The sequence below is a fragment of the Halomonas sp. B23F22_10 genome, assembly GCF_043496975.1.
Lineage (GTDB): Bacteria > Pseudomonadota > Gammaproteobacteria > Pseudomonadales > Halomonadaceae > Halomonas > Halomonas smyrnensis.
This window is the reverse complement of record NZ_JBIEKF010000004.1, coordinates 318,021-338,097: the sequence shown is the minus strand read 5'-3', so window position 1 is coordinate 338,097 and position 20,077 is coordinate 318,021. Positions and strand designations below refer to the sequence as shown.

Genomic DNA, 20,077 nt, shown 5'->3' with positions numbered 1-20,077 from the left:
GAACCCGAGGGAGATGACCATGTTCGCTGGCTGGCTGCTGATCGCCGTTTCACTGCTCTATATCGCCGTGCTGTTCGCCATCGCCTGGCGCGGCGACCGCATGGCCCGCCGCCACGGCGCCAGCCGCCGCCGGCCGGTGATCTACAGCCTGGCGCTGGCGATCTACTGCACCTCCTGGACCTTCCACGGCGCCGTCGGCCAGGCGGCCACCTCGGGCTGGTCGTTCGCCAGCATCTTCGTCGGGCCGATCCTCACGCTGCTGCTGTTCTGGCCGGTGCTGGCCAAGATGATCCGCGTCGCCAAGCACCAGAACGTCACCTCGATCGCCGATTTCATCGCCTCGCGCTACGGCAAGACCCAGTCGCTGGCGGCCTTCGCCAGCCTGGTGGCGCTGGTCGGCACCCTGCCCTACATCGTGCTGCAGCTGAAGGCGGTGTCGACCTCCTTCAGCATGATGACCGACGCCACGGACATCACCCGCGCGCCGCTGTTCGGCGACACGGCCTTCTACGTGGCGCTGGTGATGGCGGTATTCGCGATCCTCTTCGGCACCCGCCACACCGACGCCACCGAGCACCACGAGGGGCTGATCCACGCCGTGGCCTTCGAGTCGCTGGTCAAGCTGGTGGCGTTCTTGGTGCTCGGTGCCTATGTCACCTGGGGCATGTTCGACGGCCTCGGCGACCTGCTGGCCTTCGCCGACATCCAGCTCGAGCTGCAGCAACAGCTGGCCCAGCAGGACTTCGGCCAGAGCTTCTGGGCCCAGACCCTGCTGGCGATGCTGGCGATCCTGTGCCTGCCGCGCCAGTTCCACGTCGCGGTGGTGGAGAACATCCACCGCGACGACGCCGCCAAGGCCCGCTGGCTGTTCCCGCTCTATCTGGCGGCCTTCGCCTTCTTCGTGCTGCCGCTGGCCGCCGCCGGCCTGACCCTGTTCGCCGACGGCAGCGTGGCCCCGGACAGCTACGTGCTGGCCCTGCCGATGGCCGCGGGCAGCGAATGGCTGGCCCTGTTGACCTTCATCGGCGGCTTCTCGGCCGCCACCGGCATGGTGATCGTGGCCGCGGTGGCGGTGTCGATCATGATCTCCAACGAGATCGTCATCCCGGCGCTGTTCCGCCTGCGCTGGTTCGACACCAAGGCCCGCGACTACGGCCGGCTGGTGCTGCGCGCCCGGCGCATCACCATCGCCGCGATCCTGGCGCTGGCCTACGGCACCTATCACCTGATCGGCGACTTCAGCTCGCTGGCCTCCATCGGCATGCTGTCGTTTGCCGCCGCCGGCCAGTTCGCGCCGGCGCTGATCGGCGGGCTCTACTGGAAGCGCGGCAACCGCCTGGGCGTGATCGTCGGCATGAACGCCGGCTTCGCCATCTGGGCCTACAGCCTGCTGATGCCGGCGATGATCGGTGCCGGCGTGCTGCCCCAGGCCTGGCTCGACGGCGGCCCGCTGGGCATCGGCTGGCTGTCGCCCACCTCGCTGTTCGGCCTCAACGTCGGCGACGGCTTCACCCACGGCGTGATGCTGTCGCTGGGCGTCAATCTGGTCAGCTACATCTTCGTCTCCCAGATGACACCCCAGCGGGTGGTGGAGCGCATCCAGGCCTCGCTGTTCGTCGACAGCGTCGAGACCCGCCAGACCTCGGTCAACCGCCCCTGGACCGGCGCCACCACGGTGGGCGACCTCAAGGTGCTGTGCCAGCGCTTCCTCGGCGCCGACCAGGTCGACCGGGCCTTCGACGACTATGCCCGTCGCACCGGCACGCCGCTGGACGACCACGCCCGGGCCTCGATCGACGTCATCCAGTTCACCGAGCGCTTCCTGGCCTCGGTGCTCGGCGCCTCCTCGGCGCGCATCGTGGTCAACTCGGCGCTGCAGGGCCGCGGCATCGGCATCTCCGACGTGATCTCGATCGTCGACGAGGCCTCCCAGGTACTGGAGTTCAACCGCGCCCTGCTGCAGGCCACCATCGAGAACATCAACCAGGGCATCAGCGTGGTCGACCAGAACCTGCGGCTGGTGGTGTGGAACCAGCGCTATCTGGAGCTGTTCCGCTTCCCCGATCACCTGATCCGGGTCGGCGCGCCGATCGACCGCATCTTCCGCTACAACGCCCACAACGGCGAATACGGCCCCGGCGACCCCGAGGAGCACGTGCAGCTCTTGCTCGACAACATCCGCGAGGGCCAGCCGCACCGCTACGTGCGCTACCGCCAGGACGGCAGCGTGCTCGAGGTCCAGGGCAACCCCATGCCCGGCGGCGGCTTCGTCTACACCTACCAGGACATCACCCAGCAGAAGCGCACCGAGGAGGCGCTGATCCGCTCGGAGAACAACATCCGCATCTACACGGACAACGTGCCGGCGCTGATCGCCTACTTCGACAAGGACTGCCGCTACCTCTTCACCAACCGCGCCTACGAGCAGGCCTTCTCCATCGATCGCCACGCGGTGATCGGCCAGCCGCTCCACGAGGTGCTGCCGGAGGCCATGCATCGCGAGCGCGCGCCCTGGATCGAGCGCGCCCTGGACGGCGAACGGGTCAGCTTCGAGGTCTCGCTGTCGCTGGCCGAGGGCATCCGCTACATGCTGGTGACCTACACCCCGCACTTCGGCGACAGCGGCGCGATCCTGGGCTTCTTCGCCCTCTACCAGGACATCACCGAGCGCCGCCGCGCCGAGATCGCCCTGCAGGAGACCAACGAGACCCTGGAGGAACGCGTGCGCGAGCGCACCCAGGCGCTGTCCGAGGCCAACGCCGCCCTGCGCCAGGAGAACCGGGTGCGCGCCGAGGCCGAGCAGGCGCTGCGCCAGGCCAAGCAGGTCGCCGAGGACGCCAACGCCTCCAAGACCCGCTTCCTGGCCGCGGCCAGCCACGACCTGCTGCAGCCGCTCAACGCCGCGCGGCTGTTCACCTCGGCGCTTTCCCAGGAGATGCAGGCCGACGAGATGCGCCGCACCATCGGCCATATCGACAACTCGCTGCAGGCCGCCGAGGAACTGCTCGGCACCCTGCTCGACATCTCCAAGCTCGATGCCGGGGCGCTGACCCCGCGGCGCAGCCACTTCGCCCTGGCCGACGTCTTCCGTCCGCTGCGCGCCGAGTTCGAGGTGATGGCCGAGGAACGCGGCCTCGACCTGGTGGTGGTGCCCACCCGCCAGTGGGTCGACAGCGACGCCCAGATGCTGCGGCGCATCGTGCAGAACTTCCTCTCCAACGCCATCCGCTACACCCAGGAGGGCCGGGTGATGCTGGGCTGCCGGCGCCAGGGCGAGCGGCTGTCGATCGAGGTCTGGGACTCCGGTCCCGGCATCCCCGAGGCCAAGCAGGCCGAGATCTTCCAGGAGTTCCGTCGCCTCGATCAGACCTCGCGCCACAAGGAAAGCGAGAAGGGTCTGGGCCTGGGGCTCTCCATCGCCGATCGCATGGCCCGGGTGCTCGAGCACCCGATCCGGGTGCGTTCCTGGGAGGGCAGCGGCACCGTGTTCTCGGTCAGCGTGCCGACGGTGGCCGCCCGCGAGGAGGAGCAGCGCGAGGAGGCCAGGCCCAAGCGCGCCGGCAACAAGCTGGCCGGCAAGCGCATCCTGTGCATCGACAACGAGTCGCTGATCCTCGAGGGCATGAAGGCGATGCTGTCCGGCTGGGGCTGCGAGGTCTTCACCGCCACCTCGATCGGCGGCGCCAAGTCGGTGCTGCGCCACCTGGACGCCGATCCCGATGCGATCCTGGCCGACTACCACCTCGACAACGAGGTCACCGGCCTGATGGCCATGGAGGCGCTCGACGAGCGCCTCGAGGGCGCGGTGCCGGGCATCGTGATCACCGCCGACCGCACCGAGGAGGTCGCCGAGGAGATCAAGCGCGCCGGCTACCAGCTGTTGCTCAAGCCGGTGCGACCCGCCGCCCTGCGCGCGCTGCTGACCCGCACCCTGCAGGCCAGCCGCGCCGCCTCTCATCAGGGCTGAGCCACACGCCCGTCGAGGGCACGAAACAACGCCGGCGGGCCCGAATCAACGGGCCCACCGGCGTTTTTCGTCGCCTCGCTCGACGCTCCCGCCCCCTCGGTCCTTCGCGAGCGGGCCGCCGAGAGAGCCCTCGTCGGCGACCGGCTCCATCCAGGTGACCGAGCTGCCGTTCTCGGCTTCCTGTATCGCGACGTGCTGTATGGCGGGGGTGTCGGTGGCACCGTGCCAGTGACGACGACCGCAGTTGCAGTAGGTGATATCGCCCGGATGGGTCTCGGTCTTCGGGCCGCGCCTCGCGTGCGGCGAGCTCGAGGAGGTGCTTGGAGACGGGTCCGAGCCCTTCGAGGGCTATCATCTCTACTACCCCAGCCGGCGCCAGCAGACGGCGGCCTTCCGGGTAGTGATGGAGGCCCTGCGCCACGGCATCCGAGGCCCGGCCCCGCGGCACGATAGCCCATGACGATCGCCCCAGAGCAGAGACGCTATTGGGCGGGCGGCGGCGTCTGCCTTAACCTGAGGAACAGTTATTAACCTCGGTTAACAAGAGCCACGCCGATGCTTCCCGCCATTTCCAACGACACGGTTCGGGCCAAGGCGGCCCACGCCCTCAGCGGCCAGCGCCGCCGCTGGGGCTGGACGGCCTTCTTCGGGCCGGCGCTGATCGCCGCCGTGGCCTACGTCGACCCCGGCAACTTCGCCACCAACATCGAGGCAGGCTCGCGCTACGGCTATGCACTGCTGTGGGTGGTGCTGGGCGCCAATCTGATGGCGATGCTGATCCAGACCCTGTCGGCGCGGCTCGGGCTCGCCACCGGCCAGAACCTGGCCGAGGTGATCCGCGAGCGCTATCCGCGCCCGGTGGTGTGGGTCTACTGGGTCCAGGCGGAGATCGTCGCCATCGCCACCGACCTCGCCGAGTTCCTCGGCGCCGCCCTGGCCTTCAACCTGCTGTTCGGCCTGTCGCTGGTCGAAGGCGCGCTGCTGACTGGGGCGATCACCTATGCGGCGCTGCTGATGCACCGACACGGCTTCCGGCTGATGGAGATCGTCATCGGCGCCATGATCCTGGCCATCGCCAGCGGCTTCCTGCTGGAGATGATCCTCGCGCCCCCAGAGACCGCCCCGCTGCTCAAGGGCCTGCTGGTGCCCGGCTTCCCCGACGGCTATGCCCTCTATCTCGCCGCCGGCATCCTCGGCGCCACGGTGATGCCCCATGTCATCTATCTGCACTCGGCGCTGTCACAGAACCGCATCCAGACACGCAACGACGGCGAACGACGGCGGCTGATGCGCTACTACCGGCTCGACGTCATCGTCGGCATGGCCATCGCCGGGCTGGTCAACCTGAGCATGCTGGCGCTGGCCGCCTCGGTGTTCCACGCCCAGGGGCTGCTCGACGTCGCGACCATCAGCGACAGCTACCGGCTGCTCGCGCCGATGATGGGACAGGAGCTGGCCAGCCGCCTGTTCGGGCTTGCGCTGCTGCTCGCCGGGCTGTCCTCGTCGATCGTCGGCACCCTCTCGGGTCAGGTGATCATGCAGGGCTTCGTGCGCTTCACCATTCCGCTGTGGCTGCGCCGCCTGATCACCATGGGGCCGGCGCTGGCGGTGATCCTGTTGGGCATCTCCGAGCAGAAGGCGCTGGTGGCCAGCCAGGTGATCCTGAGCTTCGGCATCCCCTTCGCGCTGATCCCGCTGCTGTGCTTCACCGCCAACCGCCGACTGATGGGCAACCTGGTCAACAGCCGCACGGTGACCGTCGTCGGCGGCGCGATCTGCGCACTGATCATCGGCCTCAACGGCTATGTGCTGTTCTTCACCCTGTTTGGCGAGGGATAAGCCACCATGCCCGCACTGCCCAAGCATGCCGCCTTCGAACGCGTGCGCCAGGACCACCAGCGCGAACTGGTCGAGGACTACGTCGAGGAGATCGCCCACCTGCATGCGCGTCACGGCGAGGCCCGCGCCAGCGACCTGGCCGCCTGCTTCGGCGTCAGCGCCGCCGCCGTCTCCAAGGTAGTGGCCCGGCTACGCCGCGACGGCCTGGTGATCGCCCGGCCCTATCGCGGCATCTTCCTGACGCCGGACGGCGAGGCCATGGCCGAGCGGGTCGCCGCCCGCCACCGGGTGGTGCTGGCGACCCTGCGACGGCTGGGGGTGCCGGAGGAGGTCGCCCGCGCCGACTCGGAGGGCATCGAGCATCACTGCAGCGACGAGACGGTCGCCGCCATGCGCCGCTTCCTCGGCCAGGCCGCCGACGACTGACGCCACGCATGCGAGCCCCGAAACGACGCCGCCCCGCAATCAGCGGGGCGGCGTTTCGTCAGGACCGGGCCACGGAGGCGGCTCAGGACTGCTCGACCTTGGGCGGCTCGACCTCGAGCTTCTGGGCGGCGATCACCGCCTGGGTGCGGGAGTGCACGCCGAGCTTGCGCAGGATGGCGGTGACGTGGGCCTTGATGGTGGCCTCGGAGACGTTGAGCTCATAGGCGATCTGCTTGTTGAGCAGGCCCTCGGTGAGCATGTTGAGCACCCGGAACTGCTGGGGCGTCAGCGAGGCGATGGCCTCGGCGAAGCGCGCCTCTTCCTCGTCGGCCTCGCCCAGCGCCTCGGCCATCTCCTCGGGCAGCCATACCTCGCCGTCGAGGATCTCGCCCACCGCCTCGGCGATCAGCGCCAGCGACGACGACTTGGGAATGAAGCCGGAGGCGCCGTAGTCGATGGCACGGCGCACCACGTGCAGCTCGTCGCTGCCCGAGACCACCGCCACCGGGATGTCCGGCGTCTGGCCGCGCAGCTGGATCAGCCCGGAAAAGCCGTGGGCACCGGGCATGTGCAGGTCGAGCAGGATCAGATCGGCGTCCGGATGCCGGGTGACGACCTCGGTGGTGGCCTCCATGGTATCGGACTCGACGATCTCGGCCTGGGGGGCGACCTGGCGCAGCGCCTGGGTCAGGGCCGCGCGAAACAGCGGATGATCGTCGGCGACGATGAACTTCTGGGCAAAGGCCATGGATTCTCCTCCGGATCCGAGAGCAGCGGGGGCCGACCGCCGCCTGCGGGACGCAGTATTTATTAACGGCATGTTACCCCACGGAACGCGCGTTTAACAAAGCAGCCCACCATCGGGAGACCTACTGATGTTTCGCTCGGGGAACACGAGTATCGCACGGATTGCCCACCAATGAGTGAGCAATGCACACGTGAATGCTGACATCATCCTGCGGATGGATCAGGCCGCCCTTGCCGCAACGCGACTCGCCTGCCAGCCGGCCAGTGCCACTCCGGCAATCAGCAGGAAGCCAACGAGACTGGCGGCATCCGGCACTTCGCCCCAGATCGCCCAGCCGGCCAGAGCGGAAAACACGATGGTCAGATAGGAATAGATCGACACTTCCCCCGCGGGCGCCAGGCGATAGGCCTTGGTCATCAGTATCTGGCCACCGGCCGCGAAGATCCCGATACCCAGCAAGGCCAATGCCTGAGGCCCACTGGGCATCACCGGATTCATCAGCATCGGCACCAGGGTGGCGATGCTGGAGACCAGCGAGAAATGTAGCACGATGGTCGCAGACGCCTCACGCCCTCTCAGCGCCCGTATCAGCGTGTAGGCTCCGCCTGCCAGCATGGCGGACCCCAGCCCGACCAGCGCCGGCAGGAGCGCCTCCATTCCCCCTTCCGCGAACGCCAGCTGTGGCTTGATGACCAGCGCCGCCCCGACGAAGGCGATCAACATGCCCACCAGCCGCCATCTCCCCAGACGCTCGGCCAGGAAGAGGCCGGCAAACAGCGTCACGAAGAACGGCGAAAGCTTGTTCAGGATGGTCGCATCTGCCAGCAACAGATGCTCGATGGCATAGAAGAAGCTCATCACGCCGCCGAGCCCGATCAGTGAACGGGCCAGCAACAGCGGCTGATGATGCCAATGCCCCAACAGGCGCGCCCCGGCCAGGCGAACCATCACGATGGCGACGCCCAGGCTGACGAGGTTGCGCACGAAGACCTTCTCGAACAGCGGCAAGTCACCGCTCAGCTTGACCATCGCCCCCATCAGCGCGAAGGAGATCGCCGACAGGCACATCAGCACCACGGCGCGTGGACGATTCTCGCCCACGCCGGAGGCGGATGGTGACACCGGTGAGGAAGTGGCTGGCTGAGACTCTGAGAATGCATCCGACTTGCCTGCTGACATGGAGAACGGCCTTGATCATGAAAGGAATGACGACGCGCTCGAGGGTGCCCCGCGGCCCCCTGTCGCCCTGTGTCATCGCACCATTATCAAGGCAGCGTCTCATGGATAGCCACTCTTTCGGCTGCCGGCTGGCGGAAGAGCGACACACGAAAAAGCGCGGGAGCCGGGCCCCCGCGCTTCGCTGTCGCTGATGGTCTCATCCCACGAGTCCGGCGATCTGAACCGGGCTCAGCGGTTGGCGCGATGCTCGATCAGGTCGTCGACCACCGACGGATCGGCCAGGGTGCTGGTGTCGCCCAGGCCGTCGCACTCGTTGGCGGCGATCTTGCGCAGGATGCGGCGCATGATCTTGCCCGAGCGGGTCTTGGGCAGCCCCGGCGCCCACTGGATGACGTCCGGCGAGGCGATCGGCCCGATGTCCTTGCGCACCCACTGGGTGAGCGCCTTCTTGAGCTCGTCGCTGGGCTCCACGTCGTCGGCCAGGGTCACGTAGATGTAGATGCCCTGCCCCTTGATGTCATGGGGGAAGCCGACCACGGCGGCCTCGGCCACCGACTCGTGGGCCACCAGCGAGGACTCGATCTCGGCGGTGCCCATGCGGTGGCCGGAGACGTTCAACACGTCGTCGACGCGGCCGGTGATCCAGTAGTAGCCGTCCTCGTCGCGGCGGCAGCCGTCGCCGGTGAAGTACATGCCCTTGTAGGTGCTGAAATAGGTCTGCAGGAAGCGCTCGTGGTTGTTCCAGATCGAGCGCGCCTGCCCCGGCCAGGCGTCGAGCATCACCAGGTTACCCTCGGTGGCGCCCTCGAGGATGTTGCCCTCGTTGTCGACCAGGGCCGGCTGCACGCCGAAGAACGGCAGGGTGGCGGAGCCGGGCTTGAGGTCGGTGGCGCCGGGCAGCGGCGCGATCATGATGCCGCCGGTCTCGGTCTGCCACCAGGTGTCGACGATCGGACAGCGCTCGTTGCCGATCACCCGATGGAACCACTCCCAGGCCTCGGGATTGATCGGCTCGCCCACCGAGCCCAGCAGGCGCAGGCTGTCGCGCGAGCTGGAATCCATGACGTCGTCGCCGTGGGCCATCAGCGCACGCACCGCGGTGGGCGCGGTGTAGAGGATGTTGACCCGGTGCTTGTCGACGATCTCGCCCATGCGGCCGTTGGTCGGATAGCTCGGCACGCCCTCGAACATCAGGGTGGTGGCGCCGTTGGCCAGCGGGCCGTAGACGATGTAGCTGTGGCCGGTCACCCAGCCCACATCGGCGGTGCACCAGTAGATGTCGCCGTCGTGGTAGTCGAACACGTAGCGATGGGTCAGGGCCGCGTGCAGCAGGTAGCCACCGGTGGTGTGCTTGAGGCCCTTGGGCGCGCCGGTGGAGCCCGAGGTGTAGAGGATGAACAGCGGGTCCTCGGCGCCCATCTCCTCGGCCGGGCAGTCGGTGGACTGCGGATCGACCTGCTCGTGGAACCACAGGTCGCGGCCCTCGTGCCAGTCGATCTCGCCGCCGGTGCGCTGGACCACCAGCACCTTCTCGCAGACGTCGCTGCCCTCGCGGGTCAGGGCGGCGTCGACGTTGTCCTTGAGCGGCACCTGCTTGCCGCCGCGCACGGATTCGTCGGCGGTGATCACCACCCGGGAACCGGCGTCCTTGACCCGCTGGGCCAGGGCGTCCGGCGAGAAGCCGCCGAACACCACCGAGTGCACCGCGCCGATGCGGGCGCAGGCCAGCATGGCCATGGCGGCCTCGGGGATCATCGGCATGTAGAGAGTGACGGTATCGCCGCGCTTCACGCCCATGCCCTTGAGGGCATTGGCCAGCTGGCAGGTGCGCTCATGCAGCTGGCGATAGGTCAGGGTCTTGGAATCCTCGGGATCGTCGCCTTCCCAGATGATCGCCGTCTGGTCGCCGCGGGTCTCGAGGTGACGGTCCAGGCAGTTGCTGCTGACGTTGAGGCGGCCGTCCTCGAACCAGCGGATGTCGACGTCCTGGGGATCGAAGACGGTGTGCTTGATCTTGCTTGGCGCCTTGAACCAGTCGAGGCACTCGGCCTGTTCGGCCCAGAAGCCCTCCGGATCGTCCAGCGAACGCTGGTACATGGCCTGGTAGGTGGCCTTGTCGGCCCAGGCCTTGGCGGCGAAGTCATCGGGTACCGGATAGACGTGCGGTTGATCACTCATGGAGTTGCCTCTGTCCTCGGGGTGGTCCCTTCAGGTTGACGATGCCGATCGCGGCGACCGGCGCCATTAAGATGAATTCAGCATACTCTTCCGTCGAGGCGCCTTCCCCTTAGACATTGGTATGAACGTTTTTCTTTTTTATAACAGTACGTTAAGCCCGTTCATCCGGGTCAGCCCAGGCCCAGATAGACCAAGGTCTCGGCGCAGTGTCGACAGCGATAGGCGCGCCCGGCCCGCGCCAGCGCATGGCGCCGCGCGGTGAAGGCATGTTCTCGGCAGCCGCAGCGGTAGCGATGGGGCGCGGGGCTCGCGCGGCCGGTGTCGAAACGATGGGTGGTGCGGGGCGCGAGCCCGAACAGCCGGCGCATCACGGTGCGCCACTCGTGGCCGTGGGGCTTGGCCCGATGGCCGTCCTCCAGGTGATGCACCAGCCAGTGGGCCATCTCGTGGGGCACCACCTCGACCAGGAAGGCGTGGCGATTCTCGTCGAACAGCACCGGGTTGAAGCGCAGCCCGCCGCGGCCGAAATGCGCCTGGCCGGCCGAGCGGCCGCGCAGGTCCAGCCACACGACGGGCCGCGGCAGGCCCGGATGCACCTCGCGACACAGTACGTAGGCGGCCTCGACCCGCTCGCGCAGCGCCGCCCGGCCGGCCTCGGCATCGAGGCCGGCCAGCCAGTGCGGGTCGGGGTCGGGCAGCGCGGGCGTCGTCATGGGATGCTAGAATGGCGCTCCGTTTAGATGGCGTAAAGCCCCGCCGACACCAGCGAGTGAGAGACATGTCAGACGACAAGCCCCAGCCCCTGCCGCTCCTCGACGACGAGGCCCTGGACCGCCTGGACGACTTTCTCGAGTCGGACGGCGTCGACGCCGACGCCCTGGATCTGATCGGCGCCCACGGCTTCCTGGTCGCCCTGGCCGTCTCGCCCAGCGACGTGCCCCCGGCCACCTGGGTGGCGGAGCTCTTTCACGGCGAGCCGACCTTCGCCGACGACGCCGAGCGCGAGGAAGTGCTGGGGCTGCTGGAGCGGCTGCGCGCCACCGCCATTTCGGTGCTGGAGGGCGGCGGCCTGCCCGAGCTGCCGTTCGATCTCGAACTCGGCGGCGTGCCGCCCGAGGAGACGCCGATCGGCGACTGGTGCGCCGGCTTCATGGAGGGCGTGTTCCTCGACGAGCCGGCCTGGTTCGCCGAGGACGAGGAGGCCGCCGCCACCCTGCTGCTGCCCTTCATGCTGCTCTCGGGGCTGTTCGGCGACGAGCCGGACATGGCCGAGCTGGCCAAGGACGGCGACCGCCTCGAGAGCCTGACCGCCCAGCTGCCCGAGCTGGTGCTCGACCTCTACCTGCACTATCGCGTGCCGCCCGAGACGCCCAAGCCCAAGCCGCGCCGCAAGCAGCCCGCCGGCCAGAGCAAGGGGAAGGACAAGGGCAAGCCGAAGCGCAAGAAGTAAACGGCTCAGCGCAGCAAAGTAAGCCAGCCGTCGAGGGTCCCGTACAGCCATTCCCTGAGGCGCTGAAGCCGCGGCCGACGCGCCCAGGCCTCGGCGTCGATCTCGCGGCTGGCGGCGAAGTTGCGCCGAAACAGCTCGGCCACCTCGTCGGCCAGCCGTGGGTCCTCCACCTCCTGATTGGCCTCCAGGTTCCACTGCAGGCTCCAGTGATCGAAGTTGCACGAGCCCAGGCTGACCCAGTCGTCGGCCAGGGTGAACTTGGCGTGGATGAACGACGGCTGGAACTCGAAGATGCGCACCCCGGCGCGCAGCATGCGCCCGTAGAAGCGCTGGCCGGCGTAGCGCACGCCGGGATGATCATGGCTGGCGCCGGGCAGCAGCAGGCAGACCTCCACGCCGCGACGCGAGGCGCGCACCAGGCGTCGCCGCAGGCTCAGCGTCGGCACGAAATACGGCGTGCAGATCCAGATGCGCCGCTGCGCCCCGCTCACCCGCTGCTGAAGGGAATGGCGAATCGCCTGGTAGCGATAGCCCTGGCCCCAGACCACGCGTCCGCGCATGCCGTGATAGCCCTCGCTGGCGGAGCCGTCGTTGGCCAGGCCGTGCACCAGCGCCGGCGCGCCCGCGCCGCGGCTCATCGGCGAGTCCCACAGGCTCGAGAACAGCCGCACCCAGTCGGCCACTACCGGGCCGCGGATGCGCAGGGCCACCTCGTACCAGGCCTCGAGGAACTCGTCGACGACGCCGAAGCCCCCGGTGAAGGCGATCTCGCCGTCCACCACCACCAGCTTGCGATGGTCGCGGGTCAGGTTGCGGGCCAGCGAATGCCAGCCCAGCGGATTGAACCAGCGCAGCGCCACCCCGGCCGACTCGAGACGCCGGCGATCCTCGGCGTCGAGGCCCATGGCGCCATAGCCGTCGAGCAGCAGCAGCACCGTCACGCCGCGCGCCGCGGCGCGGCTCAGTGCCTCGATCACCGCACTGGCCAGGCGCCCGGACTCCATCAGGTAGAGCTCGACCAGCACCGAGTGGCGGGCGCCGTCCACGGCCTCGAACATGGCCGGCAGGAAGCGCGACGCCTCGGGCAGCAACTCGAACCGGTTTCCCTCTCGCCACATGCCGTGCATGACGCCTCCCTGGCCATGATGACAGGCGGCCATTGACGCACGTTTGCCGGGGCGGGAAAAGCCGGCGCCGCCAACGCCTGACCCGGCGCCGCCGGCATGCGTATACTGGCCGCACATGCGACCACACAGGCAACCGGATGGCCGACTCCCGCTGGCGCCCGCTGCGCCGACTGCTTAGCGCCTGGGTGCGGGTGCGGCGGCGCGAACCCGCTCCCGAGGCGCTGGGCCTCGATCCCGAGCTGCCGACCGTCTACGTGCTGCCCCGCCTGGCGCTCTCTGACCGCCTGCTGCTCGAGTGCCTGACCGAGCGCGACGGCCTGCCGCCCGCGGTGGTGCGTCGCGCCCGGGGCGATGACGCACCGCCTTCCCTGCTGGCCCTGCCCGATCCGCGACGGCGCCACCGCCGGCCGACCCCGCTGCGGCGGCTGATCGAATGCGGCGAGGACGTGCAGCTGGTGCCGGTGAGCGTGTTCTGGGGCCGCGCCCCGGGCAAGCGCTTCGGGATCTGGCAGCTGCTGGCCGCCGACGACTGGCGGCTGACCGGCCGGCTGCGCCGCCTGCTGGCGGTGCTGGTCAACGGCCGCGACCTGGAGGTGCAGCTGGGCGCCCCACTGCGCCTCTCCGAGCTGGCCGACGGCCGCGATCCCGCCCACATCGAGCGCAAGACCGCCCGCCTGCTGCGCGTCCACTTCCGACGCGTGCGCGAGCGGGTGCTGGGGCCGGACCTGTCCCATCGCCGCACCCTGATCGCCGGCGTGGCGGCGAGCCCCGCGGTCGAGGCCGAGATCGACGATCAGGCCGGCGACGACGAGGCCAGCCGTGGCCGGCTGCGCCGGCGCGCGCATCGCTACGGCCGCGAGATCGCCGCCAGCATGAGCTATCCGGCGCTGCGCTTCCTCGACGGCCTGCTCGGACGGCTGTGGCACCGGATCTATGACGGCATCGACCTGCGCGGCATCGAGCGCGTCAAGGCGCTGGCCGGGCATCACACCCTGGTCTACGTGCCCTGCCACCGCAGCCACATCGACTACCTGCTGCTGTCCTACGTGCTCTACGAACAGGGGCTGATGCCGCCGCACATCGCCGCCGGCCGCAACCTGAACATGCCGGTGATCGGCCCGCTGCTGCGCCGCGGCGGCGCCTTCTTCCTGCGTCGCAGCTTCCGCGGCCAGCCGCTCTACGCGCGGGTCTTCGACGAGTATCTGCACCGCCTGCTGTCACGCGGCCACAGCCTCGAGTACTTCATCGAGGGCGGGCGCTCGCGCAGCGGCCGGCTGCTGGCGCCGCGCCCCGGCATGCTGGCCATGACCCTGGGTTCCTTCCTGCGCCGCCCCGCGGATGGCCGCCCGCTGTCGTTCGTGCCGGTCTACATCGGCTACGAGCGCATCCTCGAGGAGGCCAGCTACCAGCGCGAGCTGGCCGGCGGCGCCAAGCGCAAGGAGACCCCGCTGGCGCTGCTCGGCGTGCTCGGCAGGCTGCGCGAGCCCTACGGGCGGGTCACGGTGAACGTCGGCGAGCCGCTGGCCCTCGACGCCTTCCTCGATGCCCACCAGCCCGGCTGGCGAGCGGACCTCGGCGAGCCGCGCCCGGCCTGGCGCGCCGACGCGGTCTCGCGGCTGGGCGAGACCCTGGCGCGGCGCATCAACGCCGCCGCCACGCTCAACCCGGTGAACCTGGTCGCCCTCGGGCTGCTGGCCACGCCCCACCGGGCCATCGAGGCCGAGCTGCTCGAACGCCAGCTGGCGCTGCTGGCCGAGCTCCGTCGCCCCCGCCCCGGCGACGAGAGCCATCCCCTGCCCGCCGGTGCGCCCCGCGACTGGATCGACCACGCCCGCGCCCTGGGCCTGCTCGACTACCGCCCTCACCCGCTGGGCGATCTGGTCACCGCCGACGAGCGCCAGGCCGGCCGCCTGGCCTGGTATCGCAACAACGTGCTGCACCTCTACGCGCTGGCCGGGCTCGTCGCCTTCGCCTTCCGCCATCAAGGCCGCCATCGCCGCGACGCCCTGGCGGCGCTGCTGGCGCCGGGCTGGCCGGTGCTGACGCACGAGCTGTCGATCGAGGCGCCGGCCGACTTCGAGGCGGCGCTGGACGCCACCCTCGCCCAGCTCGCCGAGGCCGGGCTGCTGATCGAGGAGGCACAGGGATGGCGACGCGCCGAGGGGCTGGCCGAGGCCGAACAGCTGCGCATGCTGGGACGGCTGATCCGCCCGACGCTGGAGCGCGGCTACCTGCTGGTCGCCGCCCTGCTCGGCGAGGCGCCGGGGCACTTCGACCACGCCGGCCTGGCGAATCACGCCCGCCAGCTCGCCGAGCGCCTGGCACGGCTCACCGGCCGCGACGCGCCGGAGTTCTTCGACGCGCGGCTGTTCGACGGCCTGGTGGAGAGCCTGGCACGCGAGGGCTGGCTGACGATCCGCGACGAACGCCTGTACTACGACGAGTCGATGCGCGAGGCGGCCCGGCGCGGCCGGACGCTGTTCGATCCGGCGCTGCGCCATCGGCTGGAAAGAGTCGCCGCCCGTGGCGGCGCCCCGGAAGAGAGCACGGGCGACTAGCGGGCGCTAGTCGCTGAGGGAGCGGTGAACGTAGAGATCATAACGGCTGGTCTTGCCCTCCAGCACGTGACGCGGCGGGGGACCCTCGATGGGCGGCGCCTTGCGCGGCCGCTTGACCACCACCCGGTGGGTGGCCACGTCCAGCGCCGCCTCCAGCAACCGCGGGGCGTCGGCGTCGTCGCCGGCCAGTTCGCGGAACAGCCGCATCTCCTTCTTCACCAGCGCCGACTTCTCGCGATGGGGAAACATCGGGTCCAGATGGACCACCTGGGGCGCGACGTCGGACGCCGCCACCAGGTCGGCGAGCTCGCGACTCGCATCGCCGTGAGCCAGCCGCAGGCGGGCGGCGATCTCGGCGGTGTCGGCCTCCGCCATGGCGCGCGCCAGGCCGTCCTCGAGCAGGGCGGCGATGGCCGCCACGCGCTCGACCATCAGCACCTCGGCGCCGAGGGTCGCCAGCACGAAGGCGTCGCGGCCGAGCCCGGCGGTGGCGTCCACCACCGAGGGCGTCACGCCCTTGCCGAGCCCGCAGGCCTTGGCGATCAGCTGGCCGCGGCCGCCGCCGAAGCGGCGCCGGTGGGCCGCCTTGCCCTCGACGAAGTCCACCGACAGCGGCTTGCCGTAGGCCTTCGCGTCGCCGGCCAGCACCAGCCGGTCGCCCTCGCGGCCGAGCGTGAGCGGCGGCGCCTCGCCCGACGCCAGTGCATCGGCGTCGGGCAGCCCCCAGCGCGCGGCCAGGGCCGCGTCGTCCGCCGCCACCGCGCTCATCGGCTCTTCTGCCAGGCGACCCGGTCGCGCAGGTAGACCGGCTGGACCTCGGCCGCCGGGCGACCCTCGCCGGCCTCGAAGGCGTCGGCGGCCAGGCGCACCATGTCCTCGGCGGCGGCCTCCTGGTCGGGCAGGCACAGGCTCATTCCGGCCTGCACGTCGGCCGGCATGGCATCCCACAGCGACCAGCCGGAGCCAACGCCGACCCAGTCATGATCGGCCTGGGCCTCGGGCAGACGCAGCCGTTCGGGCGGCAGCACCGCCTCTTCGGCCAGGCACTCGACGCGGCCGTCGAAGCACTGCCAGGCGGCGGCGTAGATCTCGCCCATGCGCGCATCCAGCGCGGTGATCAGGTAGCGATAGCGATGGCGGAGATGGGCGCCCAGGGCCAGCGCCTGCAGGGTCGAGACCCCGAGCAGCGGGCGGTCGAGGCCGAAGGCCAGCCCCTGGGCGGCGCCGGCGGCGATGCGCAGGCCGGTGAAGGAGCCCGGGCCGCGGCCATAGGCCACCGCGTCCAGCTCGGCCGGGGCGATGCCGGCCTCGGCCAGCACCTCGTCGACCATCGGCATCAGCCGGCGGGTATGGGCTCGGGGAGTGAGTTCGAAGCGGGAGATCACCTCGTCGTCGGCGCCCTCGCGACGCCGCAGCAGGGCGGCGGAGCAGGCGCTCGAGGAGGCATCCAGGGCCAGCAGGATCGGCATGGGTCTCTAACGATGCGGGAAGTGTCGGGGCATTATACGACAACGGCCCGCGCAATGCGGGCCGTGGTCATTCGATCGGCAACTCGTCTTGGTGCAGAGAGCGGGGCGCCGGTGACAGGTCGCAGAGGGGGTTTTTGGCCAGGGATGGCCAAAGTAGCGCCCAGGGAAGGGTTCACAGCGCCCCTCGAAGACCTGTCACCGGATCAGCCCCGCGTCCGCGATCACCAGGCGCGAGTGCCCCCTCGGCCCAAGACTCAGCTCTCGAGGGCGGCGATCACCTGCCCGGTGATGTCGTCGACGCTGCCCACGCCTTCCACCTTGTGGTAGGCCGGCGCGGCGTCGGGCTCCTGCTGGGCCCACTGCTGGTAGTAGTCGACCAGCGGCGCGGTCTGCTCGTGATAGACGGACAGGCGGTTGCGCACGGTGGCTTCGCTGTCGTCGTCGCGCTGGATCAGCGCCTCGCCGGTGACGTCGTCCTTGCCCTCTTCCTTCGGCGGGTTGTAGTCGACGTGGTAGACGCGGCCGGAGGCCGGGTGCACGCGGCGGCCGGCCAGGCGGTTGACGATTTCCTCGTCGGGCACGGCGATCTCGAGCACGTGATCGAGCTTCACGCCCGCTTCCTTCATGGCGTCGGCCTGGGGAATGGTGCGCGGGAAGCCGTCGAACAGGAAGCCGTTGACGCAGTCCGGCTGGGCGATGCGCTCCTTGACCAGGGCGATGATGATGTCGTCGGACACCAGGCCGCCGGTGGTCATGATCTCCTGGACCTTGAGGCCCAGCTCGCTGCCTTCCTTGACCGCGGCACGCAGCATGTCGCCGGTGGAAATCTGCGGAATGCCGTAGCGCTCGCAGATGAACTGGGCCTGGGTTCCCTTGCCGGCGCCCGGCGCGCCCAACAGGATCACTCGCATCGAACTGCTCCTTGGAAGTGTGATGGATTCAGAAAGGGGAGAAAATGAAGAATAGCGAACCATACCGGGGCGACCGACGTCACACAAGCGACACACGCCCGCGACGGCCCCGAGCGCGCCAGAAAACCCCGTGAGATCAAGGGACTGGCGAGACTAGCACTTTGGTATTTCCCGGTCCGGAAACGCCGACGGCGCCTTGCGGCGCCGTCGGTCGTGGCTCACTCGTCCTCGATCAGAGCAGCAGGCGACGGATGTCCGTCAGCACCTGGCCGAGGAAGGCGGTGAAGCGCGCCGCGTCGGCGCCGTTGACCGCCCGGTGGTCGTAGGAGAGCGACAGCGGCATGGTCAGCCGCGGCTGGAAGGCCGCGCCGTCCCAGACCGGCTTCATCGATGCCTTGGAAACGCCGAGGATGGCGACTTCCGGCGGGTTGACGATCGGCGTGAAGGCGGTGCCGCCGATGGAGCCCAGGCTGGAGATGGTGAAGCAGCCACCGGTCATCTCCTCGCGCTTGAGCTTCTTCGACTGCGCCTTCTTGGCCAGCTCCACGGACTCCTTGGCCAGGTCGACCAGCGACTTCTGGTCGGCGTCGCGGATCACCGGGACCATCAGGCCGTCCGGGGTGTCCACGGCGATGCCGATATGTACGTACTTCTTCTGCACCACGGTCTCGCCGTCGCTCTTCAGGCTGACGTTGAACTGCGGGAACTTCTGCAGCGCCACGGCACAGGCCTTGATCAGGAACGGCAGCGGCGTGAGCTTGGCACCCTGCGCCTCGGCCTCGGCCTTCATCGACTTGCGGAAGGCCTCGAGCTCGGTGATGTCGGCCTCGTCGAACTGGGTGACATGCGGGATGTTGACCCAGCTGCGATGAAGATTGGTGGCGCCCATCTTCATCAGGCGGCCCATCTTCTTCTCTTCCACCTCGCCGAACTGGCTGAAGTCCTGGTCCGGGATCGGCGGAATGCCGGAACCGCCCTCGGCCGCGGCCGGCGCGGCGGCCGGTGCCTTGGCCTGGCCCGACATCACCTGCTTGACGTAGGCCTGGACGTCTTCCTTGAGCACCCGCTCCTTGGGACCGCTGGGCTTGACCAGGGCGAGATCGACGCCGAACTCGCGGGCCAGCATGCGCACCGCCGGACCGGCGTGCACGCGCTTGCCGTCACGCGGCTTCTCGGCGCTAGCCGGGGCGCTTGCGGGCGCGGCGGCCTTGGCCGGCTGCTCCGACTTGGCCGGGGCCTCGGCCTTGGGCGCGCTCTGCTGCTGCGGGGCGGCCTTCGGCGCGGCGCCGGCGGTCTCGATGTAGCCGATCAGGTCGCCTTCGGAGACGGTGTCACCTTCCTTGACGGTCAGCTCGACCAGCTTGCCCTTGAACGGGCTCGGCACATCCATGGAGGCCTTGTCGGACTCCAGCGTGATCAGCGGGTCTTCCTCGGCCACCTCGTCGCCGACGCTGGCGGCGATCTCGATCACCGGCACGTCGCTGGCACCGGACAGGTCCGGCACGCGAACCTCGCGACGCTCGGGCTCGCCGCTGGCCGGGGCGGCCTCGGCGGCCGGGGCCGGCTGCTCGGCGGGTGCGGACTCGGCCTCGGCGTCCTCGGCCGGTGCCTCGTCACCGCCGCCGGCGATCTGAATGGTGCCGATCACGTCGCCCTCGGAGACGGTGTCGCCTTCCTTGACGGTGAAGCTGGCGATCTTGCCGGCGTGCGGGCTCGGCACGTCCATGGAGGCCTTGTCGGACTCCAGGGTGATCAGGGTGTCCTCGGCGGCCACCTCGTCGCCCTCGGACACCGCGACCTCGATGATCTCGACGTCGCTGGCGCCGCCCAGGTCGGGCACGGTGATGTCCACGGTCTGGCTGCCGCCGGACGCGGGCTTGGCGGCCGGTGCCGGCTTGGACTCCGCGGCCGGCTCGGCCGGCGCTTGCGAGGCGGCCTCGGCGGGCTGCTCGGGCTCGGCGTCGCCGCCGCCCTCGACCTCCAGCTCGACGATGTCGTCACCCTCGGAGACGGTGTCGCCTTCCTTGACCAGCACCTTGACGACCTTGCCGCCCTTGGGCGACGGCACGTCCATGGAAGCCTTGTCGGATTCCAGGGTGATCAGGGAGTCCTCGGCGGCGATGACGTCGCCGACCGCCACCGCGATCTCGATGATTTCCACATCGGTGTCGCCACCGATGTCGGGCACTTTGATGATTTCGCTACTCAAGGTCGCGCTCCTTCAA

Annotated in this window: 14 protein-coding genes; 5 read left to right on the top strand and 9 right to left on the bottom strand. The window is 69.6% G+C overall.

Annotated features, from left to right (window positions below; all coding sequences use genetic code 11):
* Positions 1–19 precede the first annotated feature (19 nt).
* The 3 genes from ACGTNF_RS11300 to mntR all read left to right on the top strand — a co-directional run bounded on the left by ACGTNF_RS11300 (position 20) and on the right by mntR (position 6,232).
* On the top strand, positions 20–3,967 hold the full coding sequence (locus ACGTNF_RS11300; RefSeq protein ID WP_394601823.1) for a hybrid sensor histidine kinase/response regulator: 3,948 nt from the start codon (positions 20–22) through the stop codon (positions 3,965–3,967).
* Positions 3,968–4,522: 555 nt separating this feature from the next.
* Positions 4,523–5,806, top strand: coding sequence for an Nramp family divalent metal transporter (locus ACGTNF_RS11295; RefSeq protein WP_394601822.1), 1,284 nt, complete (start codon positions 4,523–4,525; stop codon positions 5,804–5,806).
* A 6-nt stretch (positions 5,807–5,812) separates the two neighbouring features.
* On the top strand, positions 5,813–6,232 hold the full coding sequence (gene mntR, locus ACGTNF_RS11290) for a manganese-binding transcriptional regulator MntR (RefSeq protein ID WP_394601821.1): 420 nt from the start codon (positions 5,813–5,815) through the stop codon (positions 6,230–6,232).
* Between the two features lie 82 nt (positions 6,233–6,314).
* Here mntR and ACGTNF_RS11285 read toward each other — a convergent pair whose 3' ends face one another.
* From ACGTNF_RS11285 to ACGTNF_RS11270, 4 genes are all read right to left on the bottom strand, one after another.
* Positions 6,315–6,980, bottom strand: a complete 666-nt coding sequence (locus ACGTNF_RS11285; RefSeq protein WP_016853635.1) for a LuxR C-terminal-related transcriptional regulator — start codon at positions 6,978–6,980, stop codon at positions 6,315–6,317.
* Positions 6,981–7,199: 219 nt separating this feature from the next.
* A complete protein-coding gene (locus tag ACGTNF_RS11280; protein ID WP_394601820.1) occupies positions 7,200–8,159 on the bottom strand; it encodes a DMT family transporter in 960 nt (319 codons plus the stop codon).
* 228 nt (positions 8,160–8,387) lie between these two features.
* Positions 8,388–10,337: an acetate--CoA ligase gene (acs, locus tag ACGTNF_RS11275; RefSeq protein ID WP_016853633.1), complete on the bottom strand. Its 1,950-nt coding sequence runs from the start codon at positions 10,335–10,337 to the stop codon at positions 8,388–8,390.
* Positions 10,338–10,507: 170 nt separating this feature from the next.
* On the bottom strand, positions 10,508–11,050 hold the full coding sequence (locus ACGTNF_RS11270; protein ID WP_394601819.1) for a SprT family zinc-dependent metalloprotease: 543 nt from the start codon (positions 11,048–11,050) through the stop codon (positions 10,508–10,510).
* 65 nt (positions 11,051–11,115) lie between these two features.
* Here ACGTNF_RS11270 and ACGTNF_RS11265 point away from each other — a divergent pair, with 65 nt between their 5' ends.
* Positions 11,116–11,787 (top strand): YecA/YgfB family protein, encoded by a 672-nt coding sequence (locus ACGTNF_RS11265; protein WP_016853631.1) that lies wholly within the window; start codon positions 11,116–11,118, stop codon positions 11,785–11,787.
* A 5-nt stretch (positions 11,788–11,792) separates the two neighbouring features.
* Here the strand turns inward: ACGTNF_RS11265 and ACGTNF_RS11260 are convergent, their stop codons facing one another.
* Complete coding sequence (locus tag ACGTNF_RS11260; RefSeq protein WP_394601818.1) at positions 11,793–12,914, bottom strand: phospholipase D-like domain-containing protein; 1,122 nt, start codon at positions 12,912–12,914, stop codon at positions 11,793–11,795.
* Positions 12,915–13,051: 137 nt separating this feature from the next.
* Between ACGTNF_RS11260 and plsB the strand changes: the two genes are divergently transcribed.
* Positions 13,052–15,472, top strand: coding sequence for a glycerol-3-phosphate 1-O-acyltransferase PlsB (plsB, locus tag ACGTNF_RS11255; protein WP_394601817.1), 2,421 nt, complete (start codon positions 13,052–13,054; stop codon positions 15,470–15,472).
* Positions 15,473–15,478: 6 nt separating this feature from the next.
* Here the strand turns inward: plsB and ACGTNF_RS11250 are convergent, their stop codons facing one another.
* From ACGTNF_RS11250 to aceF, 4 genes are all read right to left on the bottom strand, one after another.
* Positions 15,479–16,240, bottom strand: a complete 762-nt coding sequence (locus tag ACGTNF_RS11250) for a class I SAM-dependent methyltransferase (protein ID WP_394601815.1) — start codon at positions 16,238–16,240, stop codon at positions 15,479–15,481.
* Positions 16,237–16,941, bottom strand: a complete 705-nt coding sequence (tsaB, locus tag ACGTNF_RS11245) for a tRNA (adenosine(37)-N6)-threonylcarbamoyltransferase complex dimerization subunit type 1 TsaB (RefSeq protein ID WP_394601813.1) — start codon at positions 16,939–16,941, stop codon at positions 16,237–16,239. Before tsaB ends, ACGTNF_RS11250 begins: the two co-directional genes overlap by 4 nt.
* A 254-nt stretch (positions 16,942–17,195) precedes the next feature.
* Positions 17,196–17,852, bottom strand: a complete 657-nt coding sequence (gene adk / locus ACGTNF_RS11240) for an adenylate kinase (protein WP_394601811.1) — start codon at positions 17,850–17,852, stop codon at positions 17,196–17,198.
* A 232-nt stretch (positions 17,853–18,084) separates the two neighbouring features.
* A complete protein-coding gene (gene aceF, locus ACGTNF_RS11235) occupies positions 18,085–20,061 on the bottom strand; it encodes a pyruvate dehydrogenase complex dihydrolipoyllysine-residue acetyltransferase (RefSeq protein ID WP_394601809.1) in 1,977 nt (658 codons plus the stop codon).
* Between the last annotated feature and the right edge of the window lie 16 nt (positions 20,062–20,077).